This is a genomic window from Mesorhizobium sp. LNHC229A00, from assembly GCF_000502415.1.
In the GTDB taxonomy this organism is placed as follows: Bacteria; Pseudomonadota; Alphaproteobacteria; order Rhizobiales; family Rhizobiaceae; genus Mesorhizobium.
The window spans coordinates 222,324-242,473 of record NZ_AYWQ01000005.1 but is presented as its reverse complement, the minus strand read 5'-3'; the positions used below and the strand labels follow the sequence as shown (position 1 = coordinate 242,473).

The 20,150-nt window shown below is 63.1% G+C and carries 22 protein-coding genes and 3 pseudogenes; 20 read left to right on the top strand and 5 right to left on the bottom strand.

The features are described from left to right. The first annotated feature begins 111 nt into the window (after positions 1–111). Genes sdhC through X742_RS157395 form a run of 6 tightly spaced genes read left to right on the top strand, consistent with a single transcriptional unit; the run spans position 112 to position 4,662 of the window. Complete coding sequence (gene sdhC / locus X742_RS157370) at positions 112–528, top strand: succinate dehydrogenase, cytochrome b556 subunit (protein ID WP_023771890.1); 417 nt, start codon at positions 112–114, stop codon at positions 526–528. Next, complete coding sequence (gene sdhD, locus X742_RS157375) at positions 528–923, top strand: succinate dehydrogenase, hydrophobic membrane anchor protein (RefSeq protein ID WP_023771889.1); 396 nt, start codon at positions 528–530, stop codon at positions 921–923. The genes sdhC and sdhD overlap by 1 nt, the downstream gene beginning before the upstream one ends. Positions 924–927: 4 nt before the next feature. Beyond that, the gene (sdhA, locus tag X742_RS157380; RefSeq protein WP_023771888.1) at positions 928–2,763 is read left to right on the top strand and encodes a succinate dehydrogenase flavoprotein subunit; all 1,836 of its coding nucleotides are present in this window, start codon (positions 928–930) and stop codon (positions 2,761–2,763) included. Between the two features lie 2 nt (positions 2,764–2,765). Further along, entirely contained in the window at positions 2,766–3,200 is a 435-nt protein-coding gene (locus X742_RS157385; RefSeq protein WP_023771887.1) for a hypothetical protein, read from the top strand. Then, entirely contained in the window at positions 3,200–3,979 is a 780-nt protein-coding gene (locus X742_RS157390; protein ID WP_023771886.1) for a succinate dehydrogenase iron-sulfur subunit, read from the top strand. The genes X742_RS157385 and X742_RS157390 overlap by 1 nt, the downstream gene beginning before the upstream one ends. Positions 3,980–4,032: 53 nt before the next feature. Beyond that, on the top strand, positions 4,033–4,662 hold the full coding sequence (locus X742_RS157395) for a DUF480 domain-containing protein (RefSeq protein WP_023771885.1): 630 nt from the start codon (positions 4,033–4,035) through the stop codon (positions 4,660–4,662). A gap of 156 nt (positions 4,663–4,818) precedes the next feature. Here the strand turns inward: X742_RS157395 and X742_RS157400 are convergent, their stop codons facing one another. Beyond that, positions 4,819–5,244, bottom strand: a complete 426-nt coding sequence (locus tag X742_RS157400) for an OsmC family protein (RefSeq protein ID WP_023771884.1) — start codon at positions 5,242–5,244, stop codon at positions 4,819–4,821. 212 nt (positions 5,245–5,456) lie between these two features. On the opposite strand from X742_RS157400, the gene X742_RS157405 reads away from it, so the two are divergent. From X742_RS157405 to X742_RS157415, 3 genes are all read left to right on the top strand, one after another. Next, positions 5,457–5,684, top strand: a complete 228-nt coding sequence (locus X742_RS157405) for a hypothetical protein (protein WP_023771883.1) — start codon at positions 5,457–5,459, stop codon at positions 5,682–5,684. Further along, the gene (locus tag X742_RS157410; protein ID WP_023771882.1) at positions 5,681–6,037 is read left to right on the top strand and encodes a YciI family protein; all 357 of its coding nucleotides are present in this window, start codon (positions 5,681–5,683) and stop codon (positions 6,035–6,037) included. The genes X742_RS157405 and X742_RS157410 overlap by 4 nt, the downstream gene beginning before the upstream one ends. A gap of 138 nt (positions 6,038–6,175) precedes the next feature. Beyond that, complete coding sequence (locus X742_RS157415; RefSeq protein WP_023771881.1) at positions 6,176–6,706, top strand: hypothetical protein; 531 nt, start codon at positions 6,176–6,178, stop codon at positions 6,704–6,706. Positions 6,707–6,819: 113 nt separating this feature from the next. Here X742_RS157415 and X742_RS157420 read toward each other — a convergent pair whose 3' ends face one another. Next, positions 6,820–8,079 carry a ubiquinone biosynthesis hydroxylase gene (locus tag X742_RS157420; RefSeq protein ID WP_023771880.1) on the bottom strand — a complete coding sequence of 420 codons (1,260 nt, stop codon included), beginning with the start codon at positions 8,077–8,079 and terminating at the stop codon, positions 6,820–6,822. Between the two features lie 289 nt (positions 8,080–8,368). Here X742_RS157420 and tesB point away from each other — a divergent pair, with 289 nt between their 5' ends. The 9 genes and pseudogenes from tesB to X742_RS157445 all read left to right on the top strand — a co-directional run bounded on the left by tesB (position 8,369) and on the right by X742_RS157445 (position 16,621). After that, positions 8,369–9,229, top strand: coding sequence for an acyl-CoA thioesterase II (gene tesB / locus X742_RS157425; protein WP_023771879.1), 861 nt, complete (start codon positions 8,369–8,371; stop codon positions 9,227–9,229). Between the two features lie 297 nt (positions 9,230–9,526). Continuing rightward, entirely contained in the window at positions 9,527–9,865 is a 339-nt protein-coding gene (locus tag X742_RS157430) for a P-II family nitrogen regulator (RefSeq protein WP_015315049.1), read from the top strand. Between the two features lie 19 nt (positions 9,866–9,884). Next, complete coding sequence (locus tag X742_RS1000000175645; RefSeq protein ID WP_348524173.1) at positions 9,885–10,502, top strand: hypothetical protein; 618 nt, start codon at positions 9,885–9,887, stop codon at positions 10,500–10,502. Then, a pseudogene (locus X742_RS0136715) lies at positions 10,393–11,286 on the top strand (ammonium transporter); the annotation flags it as partial. The gene X742_RS1000000175645 and the pseudogene X742_RS0136715, both read left to right, overlap by 110 nt. Before the next feature lie 326 nt (positions 11,287–11,612). Beyond that, positions 11,613–11,888 (top strand): hypothetical protein, encoded by a 276-nt coding sequence (locus X742_RS157435; protein ID WP_023771878.1) that lies wholly within the window; start codon positions 11,613–11,615, stop codon positions 11,886–11,888. 209 nt (positions 11,889–12,097) lie between these two features. Continuing rightward, a pseudogene (locus X742_RS0136710) lies at positions 12,098–13,933 on the top strand (DNA translocase FtsK); the annotation flags it as partial. Positions 13,934–13,935: 2 nt separating this feature from the next. Further along, positions 13,936–14,901, top strand: a pseudogene (locus tag X742_RS01000000170015) (DNA translocase FtsK); the annotation flags it as partial. 133 nt (positions 14,902–15,034) lie between these two features. After that, positions 15,035–15,715 carry an outer membrane lipoprotein carrier protein LolA gene (locus tag X742_RS157440; RefSeq protein WP_023771877.1) on the top strand — a complete coding sequence of 227 codons (681 nt, stop codon included), beginning with the start codon at positions 15,035–15,037 and terminating at the stop codon, positions 15,713–15,715. Between the two features lie 99 nt (positions 15,716–15,814). Next, on the top strand, positions 15,815–16,621 hold the full coding sequence (locus X742_RS157445; protein WP_023771876.1) for an exodeoxyribonuclease III: 807 nt from the start codon (positions 15,815–15,817) through the stop codon (positions 16,619–16,621). A gap of 157 nt (positions 16,622–16,778) precedes the next feature. On the opposite strand, the gene X742_RS157450 is transcribed toward X742_RS157445, so the two are convergent. Further along, a complete protein-coding gene (locus tag X742_RS157450) occupies positions 16,779–17,234 on the bottom strand; it encodes a cyclic nucleotide-binding domain-containing protein (protein ID WP_023771875.1) in 456 nt (151 codons plus the stop codon). Between the two features lie 123 nt (positions 17,235–17,357). Next, positions 17,358–18,041, bottom strand: a complete 684-nt coding sequence (locus X742_RS157455) for a response regulator transcription factor (protein ID WP_015315056.1) — start codon at positions 18,039–18,041, stop codon at positions 17,358–17,360. A gap of 144 nt (positions 18,042–18,185) precedes the next feature. Between X742_RS157455 and X742_RS157460 the strand changes: the two genes are divergently transcribed. Continuing rightward, positions 18,186–18,722 carry a L,D-transpeptidase gene (locus X742_RS157460; protein ID WP_198019203.1) on the top strand — a complete coding sequence of 179 codons (537 nt, stop codon included), beginning with the start codon at positions 18,186–18,188 and terminating at the stop codon, positions 18,720–18,722. 66 nt (positions 18,723–18,788) lie between these two features. Here X742_RS157460 and X742_RS157465 read toward each other — a convergent pair whose 3' ends face one another. Then, on the bottom strand, positions 18,789–19,049 hold the full coding sequence (locus X742_RS157465; protein WP_023771873.1) for a hypothetical protein: 261 nt from the start codon (positions 19,047–19,049) through the stop codon (positions 18,789–18,791). 166 nt (positions 19,050–19,215) lie between these two features. Here X742_RS157465 and gcvA point away from each other — a divergent pair, with 166 nt between their 5' ends. Continuing rightward, positions 19,216–20,148 (top strand): transcriptional regulator GcvA, encoded by a 933-nt coding sequence (gene gcvA, locus X742_RS157470; protein ID WP_023771872.1) that lies wholly within the window; start codon positions 19,216–19,218, stop codon positions 20,146–20,148. The last annotated feature ends 2 nt before the right edge of the window (positions 20,149–20,150 follow it).

Sequence of the window (20,150 nt, the reverse complement as noted above, 5' to 3'; positions counted from 1 at the left end):
TGGCTTTGACGCGGTGCAAAAAGAGCATTAGAAACCGGCTGTCCGAAGTCGCAACCGGAAGCGGCAATGCCGCATTTCCACCTGAGCGGCAGACGCCGAACTGGGGCAGCCATGAGCAAATCACCAGCCACCCAAGCCAGACGCGAAAGGCCGCTGTCGCCGCACCTGAGCGTGTACCGGCCGCCGATCACCATGACGATGTCGATCATCCACCGCATCACCGGGGGCGCGCTTTACTTCGGCACGCTGCTGGTTGCCGTCTGGCTGATGGCGGCGGCATCCTCGCAGCCGGCTTTCGATTGGGTGAACTGGGCCTTCGGCACATGGCTCGGGCGGCTGATCCTGTTCGGCTATAGCTGGGCGCTGATGCATCACATGCTCGGCGGTGTCCGCCATCTGATCTGGGACACCGGCGCCGGGCTTGAAAAGCACGCCGCCTCGAGGATCGCCTGGGCGACGCTTGCCGGCTCGATTCTGCTCACGCTGCTGATCTGGGTCGCCGGCACCATGGCGCGGGGAGCCTTGTGATGAGTGCGAAGAACACCGACATGCGCACCCCGCTGGCCAGGGTGCGCGGCCTGGGCTCTGCCCGCGAAGGCACCGGGCATTTCTGGCGCCAGCGATTGACGGCGATCGCCAACATCCCGCTGATCCTGTTTTTCACCGGGTTCCTGATCGCGCTCAACGGCGCCGGCTATGCACAGGTGCGGGCAGCGCTCGCCAACCCGTTCGTGGCGCTGGTGATGGCCCTGGTGCTCATCTCGCCGCTCTATCATATGCGTATCGGCATGCAGGTGATCATCGAGGACTATGTGCATGGCGAAGGCATGAAGCTGGCGCTGATCGCCCTCAACACATTCTTCACCATAGCAGTCGGCGTCGCTTCGCTCTTCGCCCTGCTGAAACTGGCATTCGGAGGCTGAAGTCTTGGCCCAGGACACGAAATCAGCCAACACATCAGGCTATACCTTTGTCGATCACAAGTTCGACGTGGTCGTCGTCGGCGCCGGCGGCGCCGGGCTTCGCGCCACGCTTGGCATGGCCGAACAGGGCTTGCGCACCGCCTGCATCACCAAGGTGTTCCCGACCCGCTCGCACACGGTTGCCGCGCAAGGCGGCATCGCCGCGTCGCTGTCCAACATGGGCCCGGATTCCTGGCAGTGGCACATGTACGACACCGTCAAGGGCTCGGACTGGCTGGGCGATGTCGATGCAATGGAATATCTGGTGCGTGAAGCCCCGGCCGCCGTTTACGAACTCGAACATTACGGCGTTCCGTTCTCGCGCACCGAAGAGGGCAAGATCTACCAGCGGCCGTTCGGCGGCCACATGATGAACTATGGCGACGGGCCGCCGGTGCAGCGCACTTGTGCGGCCGCCGACCGCACCGGCCATGCCATCCTGCACACGCTCTACGGCCAGTCGCTGAAGAACAACGCGCAGTTCTTCATCGAGTATTTCGCGCTCGATCTGATCATGGAACCGGACGGCACCTGCACAGGCGTCGTAGCGTGGAATCTGGACGACGGCACCATCCACCGCTTCTCGGCCAAGATGGTGGTGCTGGCGACCGGCGGCTATGGGCGCGCCTATTTTTCGGCGACCTCGGCGCACACCTGCACCGGCGACGGTGGCGGCATGGCGGCGCGGGCGGGGTTCCCGTTGCAGGACATGGAGTTCGTGCAGTTTCACCCGACCGGAATCTATGGCGCCGGCTGCCTGATTACCGAGGGCGCGCGCGGCGAGGGCGGCTATCTCGTCAACTCCGAGGGCGAACGCTTCATGGAGCGCTACGCACCGTCGGCCAAGGACCTCGCCTCGCGTGATGTCGTCTCGCGCTGCATGACGCTGGAAATTCGCGAGGGCCGCGGCGTCGGCAAGGCCAAGGACCACATCTTCCTGCACCTCGATCATCTCGATCCGGCGGTCTTGCACGAAAGGCTTCCAGGCATTTCGGAGTCGGCGAAAATCTTCGCCGGCGTCGACCTGACTAAGGAGCCGATCCCGGTGCTGCCGACGGTGCACTACAATATGGGCGGCGTGCCGACCAATTATTGGGGCGAGGTGCTCAATCCAACCGCGGACAACCCCGACCGGGTCTCGCCCGGCCTGATGGCGGTCGGCGAGGCCGGTTGCGCTTCCGTGCACGGCGCCAACCGGCTTGGCTCGAACTCGCTGATCGACCTCGTGGTGTTCGGCCGCGCCGCGGCGATCCGCGCCGGCCAGGCCATTGACCGCAAGGCGGCGATCCCGTCGCCCAACCAGGCTTCGGTCGACAAGATCATGGATCGCTTCGACCGGCTCCGCCACGCCAACGGCTCGACGCCGACGGCTGTCCTTCGTGAAAAGATGCAAAAGGCGATGCAGGAAGATGCCGCGGTGTTCCGCACGCAGGAATCTCTCGAAAGCGGCTGCAAGCGTATTTCGGAAATCTGGACCGAGCTCAAGGATGTCAAAGTCTTCGACCGCTCGATGATCTGGAACTCGGACCTGGTCGAGACTCTGGAACTGGAAAACCTGATGGCCAACGCCATCACCACCGTCTATGGCGCCGAGGCGCGCAAGGAGAGCCGTGGCGCGCATGCTCGGGAAGATTTTTCCGCACGCGACGACGCCAACTGGCGCAAGCATACGCTCGCCCATCTCAGCGAGGACGGCACGGTGACGCTGACCTATCGGCCGGTGCATACCGAACCGCTGCTGGCCGAAAAGGACGGCGGCATCAGTCTGGCCAAGATTGCGCCGAAGGCCAGGGTGTACTGAGGATGGCGACGGCGGCGGGATATTCCGGTACGCCCCTTGCGGCCAAGCTCGGCCTGAAGGATGGGATGATTGCCGCCTTCATCGCACTGCCGCCCGAACTCGCGGACCTCGCCGAGGCTGTCGATTTTGCCTACGTCGACCGGCTGGCCGATTGGTCCGACATTTCGGGCGCTGTGCTGAAATACGACGCCGTCCACGCCTTCACGAGACAGCGCGCCGAGATCGAGGAGCGCCTCGGCGCACTCGAGACGGCGATCAAGCGCGACGGCATGGTCTGGGTTTCCTGGCCAAAGAAGGCCTCGAAAGTGGCCACCGACGTCACCGAGGGCGTTGTCCGCGCTGAAGCGCTCAAGCTCGATCTTGTCGACGTCAAGGTCGCCGCCGTGAACGAAATCTGGTCCGGGCTGAAGCTCGTCATCCGAAAGGACCTGAGGTAATGGTCGAACTCACACTCCCAAAGAACTCGAAGGTCCAGCAGGGCAAGACCTGGCCGAAGCCGGAGGGCGCCACCAATCTCAGAGAATACCGCATCTATCGCTGGTCGCCGGACGACGACGAGAACCCGCGCATGGACACCTATTTCGTCGACATGGACGATTGCGGGCCGATGGTGCTCGACGCGCTGCTGTGGATCAAAAACAAGATCGACCCGACGCTGACCTTGCGCCGCTCCTGCCGCGAAGGCATTTGCGGTTCCTGCGCCATGAACATCGACGGTTCGAACACGCTCGCCTGCACCAAGGGCTGCGACGACATATCGGGCGCGGTCAAGATCTACCCGCTGCCGCATATGCCCGTGATCAAGGACCTGGTGCCCGATCTTACCAATTTCTACGCCCAGCACGCCTCCATCGAGCCATGGCTGAAGACGGTGTCGCCAACGCCGGCCAAGGAATGGTTGCAGAGCCACGAGGACCGAGAAAAGCTCGACGGGCTCTACGAGTGTATATTGTGCGCCTGCTGCTCGACCTCGTGCCCGAGTTACTGGTGGAACGGCGACCGCTATCTCGGCCCGGCGACGCTGCTGCAGGCCTATCGCTGGCTGATTGACAGCCGCGACGAGGCCAAGGGGGAACGGCTCGACAATCTCGAAGACCCGTTCCGGCTCTATCGCTGCCACACCATCATGAACTGCGCGCAGACCTGCCCGAAGGGGCTCAATCCCGCGAAGGCGATCGCCGAGATCAAGAAGATGATGGTGGAGAGAAGGGTTTAGTCCGGCAGCACGGAGGACGCTGTCCCGCCAAACTCGAAAGCATAGCCAATCTCATGAGCGAAGACCTTCCCATCCTCTCTCCTGCCGAAGCCCGCGTGCTCGGCTGCCTGATCGAGAAGAAAGAGCTGACGCCGGACGTCTATCCGCTGACGCTCAACGCCGCACTTGCCGCCGCCAACCAGAAGACGGCGCGTGAGCCGGTCATGGCGCTGGAACAGACGGAGGTGCATAGGGCGCTGAAACTGCTTGAGCAGAAGGGACTTGTACGGCAGATGTTCGGTTCGCGCGTGGAGCGCTACGAGCATCAGATGGCGCAGCGTTTCTCGCTGACCACGCCGCAGACCGCGTTGCTCGGTCTGCTCTTGCTGCGCGGACCTCAGACGGCACATGAGCTCCTGGCGCGCGCTGAGCGCATGGCGCGGTTTTCATCGATCGAAGACCTGCGCGGCGAACTCGACATGCTGATCGGCCGCCGGCCGCCATTGGTCCAGGAAATCCCGCGCGGGCCGGGCCAACGCGAGGACCGCTACGTGCATCTCCTCGGCGGTCCGGTGGATGTTGCCGTCCTCTCGGCTCAGCGCAGTGCGCCGGCCGCGCCGGCCTCCAATCTGGAAGCGAGGTTGGAGGCGCTGGAGCAGGAAGTCGCGGCCCTTCGCGCCCGGCTTGACGCGCTGGGCGGTTGAGGCCGCCAATCCGAGACGTCGACGGGACGGCCCCCTCTGTCCTGCCGGGCATCTCCCTCACGATGGGCCAGATTGGATGCTGCAACCGCTTCCGCCAATCTCCGATGCAGAAACGCCGGCCCCGGAGCCGGCGTTTGTCACTTCAGGCCAAACCCTTCAGCCAAGCCTGGCGTCGAGCGAAACCTTGATCGCGCCGAGCGCTTGAGAGACCGGGCATTCGGCCTTGGCCTTCTCGGCCAGTTCCTTGAACTTCGCCGCATCGATGCCGGGCACCTTGCCGACCAGGGTGATGGCGCTGCCGGTGATGCCGGTGCCGGGAACCAGCGTCACCACGGCCTTGGCGTCGAGTTCTTGCGCCGGCGTGCCGTTTTCGGCGAGGAAATGCGAGAGCTGCATGGCGTAGCAGCCGGCATGGGCGGCCGCGATCAGTTCTTCCGGATTGGTGCCGGATTTGCCGCTTTCGTCCTCGAAGCGCGCCTTGAACGAATAGGGCGTACCCTTCAGGGTTCCGCTCTGCGTGTCGAGCGTGCCCTTGCCCTCTTTCAAATTGCCTTTCCAGACGGCGTTTGCGGTGCGGTCCATGAAGTCCTCCTGGGTTGTCGTGAACTTGTCCTGGGTGAGCCAGCGTCCGGCCAACTATAGCGCGGACGTGGGCGAAGACCACTGCGCTGTTTGGACCACGGCACGATGACGGCCTTTTCCGCCGAAAAAATACCCATGCAAAAATGTCGGCTTCCATCCGGGCCGCTCGTCCTGCGGGCGGCCACGGGATTTGTGGCCGGATGGAGGTTCACATGGACAATCTGTTTTTCGCGCTGTGGAAGAGGCCAGGCCGCGGGCCTGAGCGACAGGAGGACTTCTGGCTGGACCCGCCGGCGTCCGGCCTCGGCAGGCTGCTGGCGGCCCTTGCCATCATCACGGTCGCGGCATGCCTTCTCGACCATGCGGCAACGGTCGCGGGCAAGGCTGACATGGTTGTCGCCGCAGCCTATGGTTTGTCACAAGAAGGAAGCTCGAGATGAAATATGTCTGCCTGGTCTATGGTGAGGAAAAAGACCTGCATGCGCTGACCGCCGAGGGTGCCGCCAAGCTCGATGCCGACTCGCTGGCCTTTGACAGGTCATTGGATCAACAAGGCAAGCTGATCATCGCGCAGGCACTGCAATCGGTGAAGACGTCGAAGACCGTACGGCGGCGCAAGGGCAAGCAGCTGGTCACCGACGGGCCGTTCGCAGAAACGAAGGAGCAGTTGCTCGGTTTCGTCATGATCGAAGCGCAGGATTTCGACGAGGCGCTGGACATCGCCAGTGAGATTCCCCTGGCCGAAATCGGCACGATCGAGGTGCGCGCGATCTACAACGTGCCGGGGTCATAATTCCCTGTCATGCGCTCACTTGGAAACCAGTGCGTTCTGTTGAGCGAACGTCTCGTCTTGCCGGGACTCAATTTCTTGCGTGTTGAAGCAAGCCACGAGTTCTCCTATCGTCGCCCCAAGACTTTAGGGGATTTGGACATGCCTTTCCTGATTGCTGCCCTTGGCGTGCTCGGAGCGGCGGCATTGTGGTGGTACCGGATGAAGGCTATGAACGACGCCGCGCGGGAGGTCGCCGAAGTCGTCGGGCGCGTTCAAGGCAACATCAGGCGCAAGAAGCTGCGCAAGCAGGCCGCACTCTCGCCGCTGACGGCGATCGATGATCCGGTCGTGGCGGCCGCGACGCTGATCACCGCGATCGTTTCGGAAGATGGTCCTGTTCTGCCGCGGCGCGAGGCCGTCATTCGCGAGGTGATTTCGCAGATCGCGGCCGGGCCGAAGAAGACCGACGAGGCGGTCGTCTACGCCAAGTGGGCCGCGTCGCAGATAGACGACACGACCATCGTCATCGACAAGCTGGCGCCCTTCCTGCGCGAACGCCTCGACCCGAACGAACGGGACGATCTGCTGCAAATGCTGAACCGGGTGGCTCAGGGCGGAGAGCAGAGCCTTAAGATACCCGACCAGCGCATGCTGCGACTGCGCCAGAAGCTTGGTTTTGAAGTGAACTGAGATCGCCTCGGCGATTGGCGCGAAACTCCCGCGGCATAGTCATCCCATGGCGGAGCAAGGAGCGGAGCGACGCGGCGCAGGCCACAGCCCGCGACGTTAAGTCAGCGAGACGATCAGATCGCCTCGCCCTTTAGCAACCTCGGCGTGCCGGACGACAGTCCCGATGCCTGGCGGATGAAGAACTCCTTCAGCCGTGGCATACGCTCGACGAGACCGAGACCGATGTCGCGGACGGTGCGCAGCGGGGTGATGTCGTTGGAAAACAGCCGGTTCAGCACATCGGTCGTGATGCCCATCTGCACGGTGTCGAAACGCCGCCATTGCTGGTAGCGTTCCAGCACGTCGAGCGCGCCGATGTCCTGACCTAGCCGGTCGGCCTCGACGATCACCTCGGCAAGAGCGGCCACATCCTTGAAGCCGAGATTGAGGCCCTGGCCGGCGATCGGATGGATGCCGTGAGCGGCATCGCCGGCAAGCGCTATGCGCGGTGCCACGAAGGCGCGCGCGATGGTGAGACCCAGCGGCCAGGCGCGCGGCTTGTCGGCGACGCGGATCTCTCCAAGCTTCAGCCCAAAACGCTGTTCAAGTTCGTGTTCGAAGACGAGATCGTCGCCTTCGACGAGCGTTTTCGCATCTTCCGCCCGTTCGACCCAGACGATCGACGAGCGGTTGGTGCCGTCCTCGCCGGGTGTCAGGGGCAGCGTGGCGAACGGGCCGGCGGGCAGAAAATGCTCTTCGGCGCGGCCGTTATGCGGGCGTTCATGTGCCACGGTGCAGACGATGCCGGACTGACCATATTCCCACTTGACCGTCTTGATGCCGGCCATGTCGCGCAGTTTGGAATTGACGCCATCGGCGGCAACGAGCAACCGCGTCTCCAACGTGGCGCCGTCGGCCAGATGCACCGACATGCCGGCCCCATCGGTCTCAAAACCTTGCACCGCCACGCCTTCGATGATGTCGATGCCGAGCTTTTCGGCTTTGGCCCGCAAGGCGCCGTTCAACGCCCTGTTGGCGACCATATGCGCGAAGGGCTCACCCGGCGCCACCTCGCCGCCGAAGGTCAGGAAGACCGGGCGCACCGGATCGGCGCTGCGTGAATCGGTGATGATCATCTCGGTGATCGCCTGCGCCTTCGGCGCGATCTCGGCCCAGATACCGAGCTGGTCGAGCATGCGGCACGCCGCCGCGGCGATGGCGGAAGCGCGGCCATCCCTTTCCCAGGAACCGGCGGGCGCCGCGTCGACCAGCGCCACGGCGAGGCCCGGGCGGGCCTGTTTCAGCGAGACCGCGGCGGCTAGGCCGACATATCCGGCACCGGCGACGAGGACATCGAGCCCGGATCTGGCCTTGGCGTCCGCCTTGCGTTCCATTGTCTTGGCTCCTTGCGTGCCGACGGGCCTGCGCCCTTGCTTGCGGCCTTGACGGCTCGTTCTTCCTGTCGGAAACCGCCATAGCAATTTTGCGGCGAGGTCACAAAACATGACGGCGGCGATCGACGAGCTTCTGCGCATTCTCGACCTCGAGANCTTGGCGTCCGCCTTGCGTTCCATTGTCTTGGCTCCTTGCGTGCCGACGGGCCTGCGCCCTTGCTTGCGCCCTTGACGACTCGTTCTTCCTGTCGGAAACCGCCATATCAATTTTGCGGCGAGGTCACAAAACATGACGGCGGCGATCGACGAGCTTCTGCGCATTCTCGACCTCGAGAGGCTGGAACACAATCTGTATCGTGGTCGCAGCCCCCAGGTGGAGTGGCAGCGCGTGTTCGGCGGCCAGACCATCGCGCAGGCGCTGGTGGCGGCGCAGCGAACGGTGGAGCCGGACCGTTTCGTGCATTCGCTGCATGGCTATTTCATGCGCCCCGGCGACATCAAGGTGCCGATCATCTACGAGGTCGATCGCATCCGCGACGGCGGTTCCTTCACCACGCGGAGGGTGCTGGCAATCCAGCACGGACAGGCGATCTTTTCGCTGGAAGCTTCGTTCCAGGTCGACGAGAAGGGGCTCGAGCACCAGTTCGCGCTACCTGACGACGTGCCGCCGCCGGAAGGGCTGAAGACGCAGCGCCAACTGCTCGAAACGGCCGACCGGGTGCCGGAGGCGGTTCGCCGTTTCTGGGCGCGCGAGCGACCGCTGGAACTGCGGCCAGTCAACCTCCAGCACTATGAAAGCCGCGACAAACTGCCGCCCCGGCAGAATGTTTGGATCCGACTTGCCGGGCCGGTTCCCGACGACCGCGCGCTGCAGTCGGTGCTGCTCGCCTACCTCTCCGACATGACGCTGCTCGACACCTCGACCTTCGCCCATGGGCGCGGTCTGTTCGATCCCGACATCCAGGCAGCCAGCCTCGACCATTCGATGTGGTTCCATCGGCCGCATTCGCTCGACGGCTGGCTTCTTTATGCGCAGGACAGTCCGTCGAGCTCGGGATCGCGCGGTTTCAGCCGCGGCACGCTCTATGCCCGCGATGGCACGCTGATCGCCTCGATGGCACAGGAAGGGTTGATCCGGCTCAAGCGTTGAGCATTCGTTGTTTTCTTTGAGCAAGATTCTTTGCGAAAGCCGATTCCATTTTCCTGATCATGCTCAAAGCCGGCAAATTAGGCAATTTCGCAAAATTGCTTAAATTTTGAGCACGTGGCGCGCCGTATACGCACACAGCTATTAATGACTGTCGCTCCATTCCTTTTGTTTACAACAGCTTAACACCCTGCTTCGGCACTTGGCACGGAGCTTGAATCCTTGGGGGCACTCTCCGGCTCTTTGGGATCGGTGAAGTCGTGCAAACGCGGGGCACCGCAACAGCAAAGGGTGAACCTTATGAAAATCGTGATGGCAATCATCAAGCCGTTCAAGCTGGACGAGGTACGCGAAGCGCTTACCGCCGTCGGCATCCAGGGCCTGACCGTCACCGAAGTCAAAGGCTACGGGCGTCAGAAGGGGCATACGGAAATCTATCGGGGGGCGGAATACGCGGTCAGCTTCCTGCCGAAGATCAAGATCGAAGTCGCGGTCGCGGCCGACATGGTCGACAAGGCCGTCGAAGCGATCACAGCCGCTGCCAAGACCGGCCAGATCGGCGACGGCAAGATCTTCGTTTTCGGCATCGACCAGGCGGTGCGCATTCGCACCGGCGAAACAGACAGCGACGCGCTCTGAGCGGCGAACACGTATTCCAATGGAGAGTTCAATGAATATTCCTTCCACCTTGAAGACGACGGGACGGGCGGCCCTTCTGGGCACGCTCGCTCTCGCAGCGCTGGGCAGCGTCGCCGCCTTCGCGCAGGAAGCCGCACCCGCTGCCGCTGCAGCGGCACCTGCTGCCGCGCCCACCCCGGTTCTCGATACCGGCAACACCGCCTGGATGCTGACCTCCACGGCGCTGGTGCTGATGATGACCATCCCGGGCCTAGCGCTGTTCTACGGCGGCATGGTGCGCAAGAAGAACGTGCTCGCCACCGTCATGCAGAGCTTCGCCATCACCTGCCTGGTGACGGTGCTATGGTTCATGTTCGGCTATTCGCTGGCCTTTTCCGACGGCGGCGGCATGAATGCCTATCTCGGCGGCACCTCGAAATTCTTCCACCACGGCATCACCACCGCCAGCCTGTGGCTGCCGGGTGTGGCCAACATCCCTGAATTCGTCTTCTCGATGTTTCAGATGACCTTCGCCATCATCACGCCGNTTTTCCGACGGCGGCGGCATGAATGCCTATCTCGGCGGCACCTCGAAATTCTTCCACCACGGCATCACCACCGCCAGCCTATGGCTGCCGGGTGTGGCCAACATCCCTGAATTCGTCTTCTCGATGTTTCAGATGACCTTCGCCATCATCACGCCGGCGCTGATTGCCGGCGCCTTCGCCGAACGCTTCAAGTTCTCGGCACTGCTGATCTTCATGGCGCTGTGGCTGCTGATCGTCTACGTGCCGATCGCGCATTGGGTCTGGGGTGGCGGCTTCCTCGGTACGGCTGGCGTGCTCGATTTCGCCGGCGGCACGGTCGTCCACATCAATGCCGGTGTCGCGGGCCTCGTCTGCGCTCTGGTTCTCGGCAAGCGCGAAGGCTATGGCACCACCAACATGGCGCCGCATAACCTTGTCTATTCGGTCATTGGCGCATCGCTGCTGTGGGTCGGCTGGTTCGGCTTCAACGCCGGTTCGGAACTGGCGGCCGACGGCCTTGCCGGTGCCGCCATGCTCAACACCCAGGTTGCCACCGCCGCCGCGGCACTGGCCTGGATGTTCGCCGAATGGATCATCGCCAAGAAGCCTTCCGTGCTCGGCATCATCTCGGGCGCCGTCGCAGGCCTCGTCGCGGTGACACCGGCTTCCGGTTTCGTCAACCCGACCGGCGCCTTCATCGTCGGCATCGTCGCTGGCGTCGTCTGCTACCTCTCGGCGGTCAAGGTGAAGCACATGTTCGGCTATGACGACTCGCTCGATGCCTTCGGCGTGCATGGCGTCGGCGGCGTGGTCGGCGCNCTCTACGTCGTCAAGGCGCTGGTCGGCCTGCGTCCGACGACCCAGGAAGAGGTCGAAGGCCTCGACATCTCTCAGCATGGCGAAGTGGTGCCGTAAGGCATCCTTGCCAACGGGGCCGGCGGAACCCTCCTCCCGCCGGCCCCATGTTTGCCGCGCAGTTCCGGAGGGACCGCGAATCCCTTTTTTCTGGAATTGCTTTGAAAGCATCCCGTCGTGACGCTCCCGCAAGGAGTTCACGCCTTGAGGCCCGGATCGCTCCGGGCCTCTTTTTTTGCAAATTCGTTCTCGCTTCGTCCGAGTCCGCGCAATCACGTTCGCGTGAAGAAGCTTTTCGAGGAAACATCGACCGCTCTGTCGCCGAACTCAGGAGGCGATCGTCGTTTTGACGCTCTTGTTTTTGAAACAGGGAAGGAATTTTTCTCATGAACCTCAAGAATGTCTGCCTCGGGGCACTCGCACTTTCCATGGTCAGCGGCTTTGCATTTGCCGGCGCGCTGGACGAGCCGGACAACATGGCGCCGTTCTTCACCGATTCCAGCATGAAAACCATGAAGCCGATGGAGGAATTCAAGGCAGCTTTCATGGCCATGCCGAAGGAGAAGCAGGACGCCATGAGGAAGGAATGCCAGGACGCGGCGATGAGCAAGCCGCACGCCGAGTTCTGCGCCAATGTGAAAATGCTCGGCGGCAGCAAGTAGCACGCTGCCCGACCCAACGAATGGATGGCGGGCAAGGGCGCCCGCCATTTTTCATTGGTCCGGCCACTGGTAGATGTCGGTGCCAAAAAGGGCGGTCGCCCCCGCTCTTATAGTTAATGCGCCCTTAACCTTCCCACGCCTAGTCTGGCATCCGAATCTGCCGGAGTGCGTCATGCGCTCCTGCCAGGCAATCACTGACGAGGAAGAGCATGCGTTCAGGGGCTTCAGCACCGCTCGCGCTGACCGATACGGGGCACGGCATCCAGGCATTCGCGCGGCGCCAGGTCGGCCGGCTGATCGGCACTGGCCTGTTCGCGTTCACGGCCTTCGCCGTCGCCAGCCTCGCGACCTGGAACGTCGCCGATCCCAGCTTCTCGCACGCCACCGCCAACACCGTCACCAACGCCATGGGCTATGCCGGCGCGGTGTTCTCGGACCTCGCCATGCAGTTCTTCGGCCTTGCCGCGGTCGCCGCGCTGGTTCCGGCGGTGATCTGGGGATACCTCCTGTTTTCGGCGCGCGGTGTCGACCGGCTGCCCAGGCGCGGGCTGTTCTGGTTCGGTTTCGCGCTGCTGGCCGCCGCCATCGCCGGCTGCATCGTTCCGCCCAAGACCTGGCCGCTGCCCACCGGCCTCGGCGGCGTCTTCGGCGACATGGTGCTCAAGATCCCCGGTGTCCTCATCGGCGGCTATCCGAGCGGGCTGGTGGCCAGCGTGCTCGCCATAGTGCTGGCTGCGCCCGCGCTCTGGCTGTTCGCCTATGGCGCCGCGCTGCTCGGGCGCAAGAACGGCTTCGCCGTGATGGAAGAACCGGCCGCCGCGGATCCGCGCGAGGACGAGCTTCTGTTCGACAATGACGAGGACGAGGGCGACGAGGGCATACTGGCGCTGGGCGCCATCACCCATTGGTGGCTTTCATTCCGCGCGTGGATGCATCGTCGCGCGGTGCGCCGCAGGCAGGAGCACGACGAGTTCGAACCGGAGATGGAGCCGCGCGCCAGCGCCTGGCGCCGCGCCGCCGAACGCGTCGAGTCGGCCGAGTTCGCCGAGCAGCGCATGAGCCATGACGGCCGCGCCCGTGTCGAACCGGAATTCTTCGCCGCCATGGTCAACGACCGCAGCGTCTCCGTCGACCCGGACGACGACGATGTCTTCGGCCGCGACGACGTGGATATGGATTTCGATGACGAGCCCGTCGCCCAGCGGCGCGCTCAGACCAAGGTCCAGCAGTTCCGTTCCGATGCCGCCACCCGGGTGGAGGCGCCGGCGGCGAGACCCGTGCCGGGCGCGCGCGTCCAACGCGAGGCGCAAACCTCGCTGATCGGCTCCGACAGGTTCGAAATGCCGTCGCTGCATTTCCTGTCCGAACCGAAGAATGTCGCGCGCGACCCAAGTCTTTCCAAGGACGCGCTGGAACAGAATGCGCGCCTGCTCGAAGGCGTGCTGGAGGATTTCGGCGTCAAGGGCGAGATCATTGCCGTTCGCCCGGGTCCGGTCGTCACCCTTTACGAACTCGAACCCGCGCCGGGCATCAAGTCGTCGCGGGTCATCGGCCTTTCCGACGACATCGCCCGTTCGATGAGCGCGATCGCTTGCCGCGTCGCCGTGGTGCCGGGACGCAACGCCATCGGCATCGAATTGCCCAACGCCAAGCGCGAAACGGTTTACCTCCGCGAGATCATGGCCAGCCGCGACTTCGAGACGACCAAGGCCAAGCTGGCGCTGGCGCTGGGCAAGACGATCAATGGCGAGGCCGTCATCGTCGACATCGCCAAGATGCCGCACGTGCTGGTCGCCGGCACCACCGGTTCGGGCAAGTCGGTCGCCATCAACACCATGATCCTGTCGCTGCTCTACCGGCTCACCCCGCAGGAGTGCCGGCTGATCATGATCGATCCGAAAATGCTCGAACTCTCCGTCTATGACGGCATCCCGCATCTTCTGACGCCCGTCGTGACCGACCCGAAGAAGGCGGTGGTGGCGCTGAAATGGACCGTGCGCGAGATGGAGGACCGCTACCGCAAGATGTCCAAGGTCGGCGTGCGCNGAAAATGCTCGAACTCTCCGTCTATGACGGCATCCCGCATCTTCTGACGCCCGTCGTGACCGACCCGAAGAAGGCTGTGGTGGCGCTGAAATGGACCGTGCGCGAGATGGAGGACCGCTACCGCAAGATGTCCAAGGTCGGCGTGCGCAACATCGACGGCTTCAACGCCCGCGTGCAGCAGGCCGAGAAGAAGGGCGAAAAGATCTCGCGCACCGTGCAGACCGGCTTCGACCGCCAGACCGGCGAGGCGATCTACGAGACCGAGGACCTTAATCTCGAGCCAATGCCCTATATCGTCGTCATCATCGACGAAATGGCCGACCTGATGATGGTCGCCGGCAAGGACATCGAAGGCGCGGTGCAGCGGCTGGCGCAGATGGCGCGTGCGGCCGGCATCCACGTCATCATGGCGACGCAACGTCCGTCGGTCGACGTCATCACCGGTACCATCAAGGCCAATTTCCCGACCCGCATCTCCTTCCAGGTGACGTCCAAGATCGACAGCCGCACCATTTTGGGCGAGCAGGGCGCCGAGCAGCTGCTCGGCATGGGCGACATGCTCTACATGGCGGGCGGCGGCCGCATCCAGCGCGTGCACGGGCCGTTCGTCTCTGACGACGAGGTCGAGAAGATCGTCGGGCACCTGAAGCTGCAGGGCGTGCCGGAATATCTCGACGCCATCACCGAGGACGACGGCGAGGACGACGACGAGCCGTCCGGCAAGGGCGGTTCGGGCGGCGGGGGGGGCGGCAATTTCGAGGATTCCGACGACCCTTATGATCAGGCGGTTTCGGTGGTGCTGCGGGACGGCAAGGCCTCGACCAGCTACATCCAGCGGCGTCTGGGCATCGGCTATAACAGAGCTGCCTCGATCATCGAGAAGATGGAAAAGGAAGGCATTGTCGGCCCGGCCAACCATGCCGGAAAACGCGAAATCCTGGTGCCGACCGAAGACGACAAGTTCTGACAGTGGAGAGTTCGCGGCAACTTTGAACCTTTTGGCGCGTTCACCGACTGAGCAGCGATCGCCTCGCCAAACTTCAGCCCAACTGGGGGTTCACGACAGCGACCAAATCAGGAACCGGACGAGAGTGACCGATATGAAAAACGATCTTTCAGCGCTCAGCGATTTTGCCCCGACACGCCGCCAATTGCTCGGCCTCGGCCTGGTGTTCGCGGGTGCCGCCGCCCTCAACGTGGTGCCCGGATTCGAGTTGCTCGCCTCGGCACAAGCGGCCGTACCGGCGGCGGCACAGAAGATCGCCGACCATTTCTCGGCGGTCAAGTCGATGAGCGGCGAATTCGTGCAGTTCGGTCCCAAGGGCGAGCAGACCGGCGGAAAATTCTTCCTGGAACGGCCGGGCAAGATCCGCTTCAACTACGACGGGTCTTCGAATTTCCGGGTGATTTCCGACGGCAGATCGGTTGCCATACTCAACAAGAAACTGAACACGTCGGACCTTTATCCGCTGTCGAAGACGCCGCTGAAGCTGCTGCTCGACGACCACATCGACCTCTCCGGCAACCGCGTCAAGAGCGTCAAGGAAGAAGACGACCTCACAACCATCCAGCTTTCCGACAAGTCGGTTTTCGGCAACGCGCGGATCACCATGATGTTCGACCCGAAAACCTATGATCTGCGGCAGTGGACGATCACCGACGCGCAGGGCAAGGACACGACGGTGATGATCTTCAACACCAAGGAAGGCGTCAGCTTCGCGCCCGATACCTTTGCCATCGACTATACGGCCAATCGCGAGCTGAACACCAAGACGCGGTAGGCCCGCCGATATAGCCAGGCCTGTAGCGGAGCGGGCTGGCTTGTTTTTGCGGCGCGCGACTGGCAGTAGAATGGCGATCTCTTGCCGGACCCCCTCCGCATGCCCTTTTCGATCGCCACCTGGAATATCAACTCCGTGCGCCTGCGCATGCCGATTGTCGAACGCCTGCTCGATGAGTACGCGCCCGATGTGCTCTGCCTGCAGGAAACCAAGGTCCCGGACGAGCTGTTTCCCGAAAAAGCCTTTCGCAAGGTCGGCTATCCCTACATCGCATTCCATGGCCAGAAGGGCTATCACGGCGTGGCGACGGTGGCGCGGCGGCCGATCGAGGTGGTCGAAAAGCGCCGCTTCTGCGACATCGAGGACAGTCGCCACTTGTCGGTGACGGTACAGGCCGGAGGCAAGACCATCCTGGTGCACAATTTCTACGTGCCCGCGGGTGGCGACGAGCCGGATCCCGAGATCAACAGGAAGTTCAGGCACAAGCTCGATTTCGTCGCCGAGATGAACGCCATCCGGGCCGAACACGGCGAGGTGTCGGCGTCGGTGCTGGTCGGGGACCTCAACATCGCGCCGCTGGAGCATGATGTCTGGTCGCACAAGCAATTGCTCAACGTGGTCAGCCACACGCCGGTAGAGACCGAAAGCTTCGAGGCGATGCGGCGCGCCGGCGGCTGGGTCGACCTGATGCGGCACAACGTGCCATCGGAGCAGAAGCTCTATACCTGGTGGAGTTATCGGGCGCAGGATTGGGAGGCGTCCAACCGCGGCCGGCGGCTCGACCATGTCTGGTCGTCGGCAAACCTGGTGCCCAGTTTTGCCGGCTACGAGATCCTTAGAGCCGCCCGTGGTTGGGACCGGCCGTCGGACCATGTGCCAGTTATTGCCCGGTTCGATCTGGGTTAGGGTGTATCGATATTCGGGTGAAGCCGGCCTGCAAACGGCGGCTTCCTGAGCTTCCGGTGTTCACGTACTTCAAGGACGCTCCGCTCCGGTTCTCGGAATCCACCGTCTTCGCCCCGGCTTGACCTGAATCGCGACCCCTACGACGCCAAATGCCAGGTCAACCCGAAAAGCGTGGGGCCAATTCCTCGATGCGTCGGATCATGTCGTGAAATTCCTCGGAGATGCGCTGATGCAGTTTCACCGCTAATTCCGGATACTCCTCCAGGATGCGCCGGAACATCTTGCGGCTCAGCCTTATTACTTCCGAGTCGATTTCGGCCGAGGCGCTGGTCAGCCGGTTGGTATCGGCGATCAGCGCCAGCTCGCTGAGCATCGTGCCGGGGCCGACCTTGCCGATCGGGATGCGCTCGCCATCCTGCTCGCGATAGAGCACGATACGCCCGCTGACCACCACATAGGCCGAGTCGGCCACATCGTCCTCGCGATAAAGCTTGTGGCCGGCCTGCACCAAAGTGGCCTCGGCACCGAAGGCGAGCAGGCGCAACTGTTCCTGCGTGAAGCCCTCGAAAAGCCTCACGGCGGACAGGATGCGGATGTCGTCATCCAGCGCCATCTAGCTGTGTCCCCGAACGGTCAGTCCAATCCCTCCTCTGCGGTACGGTCCCAGAATCCCCCTTCGACAGGATCGTACCCGAAAGCGGCCCCGCCCGAACCGCTCATTTGAATGGTGAAATGTTTAAGGAACCAGCTTGTAGCCGCCGCTTTCTGTCACAAGAATTTCAGCATTGGAAGGATCGCGCTCGATCTTCTGGCGCAGACGGTAGACATGGGTTTCCAGCGTGTGCGTGGTGACGCCGGAATTGTATCCCCACACTTCCTCCAGCAGCACGTCGCGCGTCACCACCTTCTGGTCGGCGCGATAGAGATACTTGATGATCGAGGCCTCCTTTTCCGTCAGCCGCACCTTGCCGCCGCGCTGATCGATGAGCAGTTTCTGGCTGGGCTTGAAGGTGTAGGGGCCGACCGAGAAGGTCGCGTCCTCGCTCTGCTCATGCTGGCGCAGCTGTGCCCGGATGCGGGCAAGCAGCACCGCGAACCGGAACGGCTTGGTCACATAGTCGTTGGCGCCGGCCTCGAGACCCAAAATCGTGTCCGAATCGGTGTCGTGGCCGGTCAGCATGATAATGGGGGCCTTGTAGCCGCCCTTGCGCAGGATTTTCACCGCTTCTCTGCCGTCCATGTCGGGCAGGCCCACATCCATGATGAGCAGGTCGATGAGCCCGCCGCGCGCAGCGGTGACGCCTTTTGCCGCAGTCGCTTCCTGCAGCACATCGAATTCCTCGTAGAGGGACAGTTGCTCGACCAGCGTGCCGCGCAGGTCGTCATCGTCATCGACGATCAGGATGGTACGTGAGGTCATGGATCAATCCGTTGTTTTGAAAAGTGAATTCAGTTGACCGCTGCGTATTTATGCGGAAGCTGGCCGGCACAATAGCCGATCACAGTGATTTGTTCCGTGGCACGATCATACAAGAAAAAACGCGATCGCAATGCAGCCGGCGCAATTTTGGCAAAACGGCTGCGCGTGCTGACCGTGCGGGCTAGGCCCGGCCATCCAAGCCAAGGGCTGCTGCAGGCCGGCAAAACGGTGTTTGCGTGCGCGCTGGGGCGCGGCGGCATCTCGGCCGGCAAGCGCGAAGGCGACGGCGCCACGCCGCTCGCCTCGATGCGCATCCTAGCGGGCTATTTCCGGGAGGATCAGTTTGCCGCCGGCCGCAGAACGCGCCTGGCGATGGCGCCGATCGGGCCGCACCTCGGCTGGTGCGAAGTGCCGGACGACCGCAACTATAACAGGCCGGTCAAGATTCCCTACGGCGCCAGCCACGAACGCATGCGGCGCGACGACCGGCTCTATGACGCCTGCCTGGTGCTCGACTGGAACATCGCGCCGCGCCGGCGCGGGCGCGGCAGCGCCATCTTCTTCCACCTGGCGCGTCCCGGCTTCACGCCGACGGAAGGCTGCGTGGCGGTAACCGCGCGCACGATGGCGCGGCTCTTGCCGCTCCTGTCGGACCGGACAGTGGTAAGGGTGGTGAGATAGGGGGAATAGGGAAGTCTTGGCGGCAGCAGACACGCTAAAGTCGCATCATCCTACTCCCATGCTCGCTTATCCCTTCCTATTCCGCTGCCAGCCGATGTCGAGAAGGCCCAACCGGCCTGTCTCGCGGTCCATGGCCCGGGCGATGTCCCTGCGGGCGGCCCCGACATCGCGCAACTGGCGATCGGAGAGGTCCTCGACGTTCTGGTGGGGAAGGTTGATCTCGTAGGGAAGGTTGATCGCGACCCTGGCCTGCCGCAGCCAGGTACGGGCAGCCGACATCCAGTCTGGCCGGGCGATGTATGCAGGGCGAAGAGCGATGTGAGACATGAGGTGATCCGTATTCTCCGGACATCAAATCCGGTTTGATGGTGTCTTTGATGCCGCAATCATGCCGTATTGAAAAACAAACGGGAAACGAGTAGTTCTTTTCTCATCGTCAAGTTTTATTTGAGGATTGAGGCTCCATGAGCCGCTTCGATCAGGTCGCACGCTGATGGCAGCGCTCTTGCCGGGAACGCGGGCGCTCAGGACGCTGGAGGCGGCGGCCCGGCACCTCAACTTCACCCGTGCCGCCGACGAGCTCGGCCTGACGCCCGCCGCGGTCAGCCACCAGATCAAGGAAATCGAGGATCAGCTCGGCATCGTGCTGTTCACCCGCACCAGCCGCACCATCCGGCTGACGGAGGCGGGCACGGTGCTTTACGAGGCGGCGACCGACACGCTCGACCTGCTTGGCCGTGCCGTGATGCGGGCGCGCAAGATGGCGCGCGGCACCGAATTTCTGAAGGTGACGCTGGACGCGCAGTTCGCCGCGAAATGGCTGATGCGGCGCGTCGAGAATTTCCGCCAGCAGCGGCCGGGCATCGAACTCAGGTTCGACATCGCCTATGGCCTGCGCGATTTCGATCTCGACGACGTCGATGTCGGCATCCGCTTCGGCGCCGGCAAATATCCGGGGCTCAGCGCGCACCGCCTGTTCGACAACATCATTATTCCGGTGTGCAGTCCGGGCCTGCTGACGTCCGGGCCGCCCCTGCGCGAGCCGCGCGACCTGTTCAACCACACGCTTGCTCATATCGAATGGGCCCGCCAGGGCGTGACATGGCCGAACTGGCGCATGTGGATGGCGGCGGCCGGCATCAACGATTTCGACGACAGCCGCACAGTCGTTTTCGGCACATCGACGGATGCGGTCCAGGCAGCGCTCGACGGCAATGCCGTCGCGCTCGCCGATTTCGCCATGGTGGCCAACGACCTGTCCGAGGGCCGGCTGGTGCGGCCCTTCGAACTCAGCATCAGGGTTGCGCCGGAATACGCCTATTTCCTAGTTTATCCCCAAGCCATGGCCGACGATCCCCGCATTGTCGCCTTCCGCGAATGGATCCTAGAGGAAGTTTCCAGGACGCGAACGGCGGACAAACTTTAGAT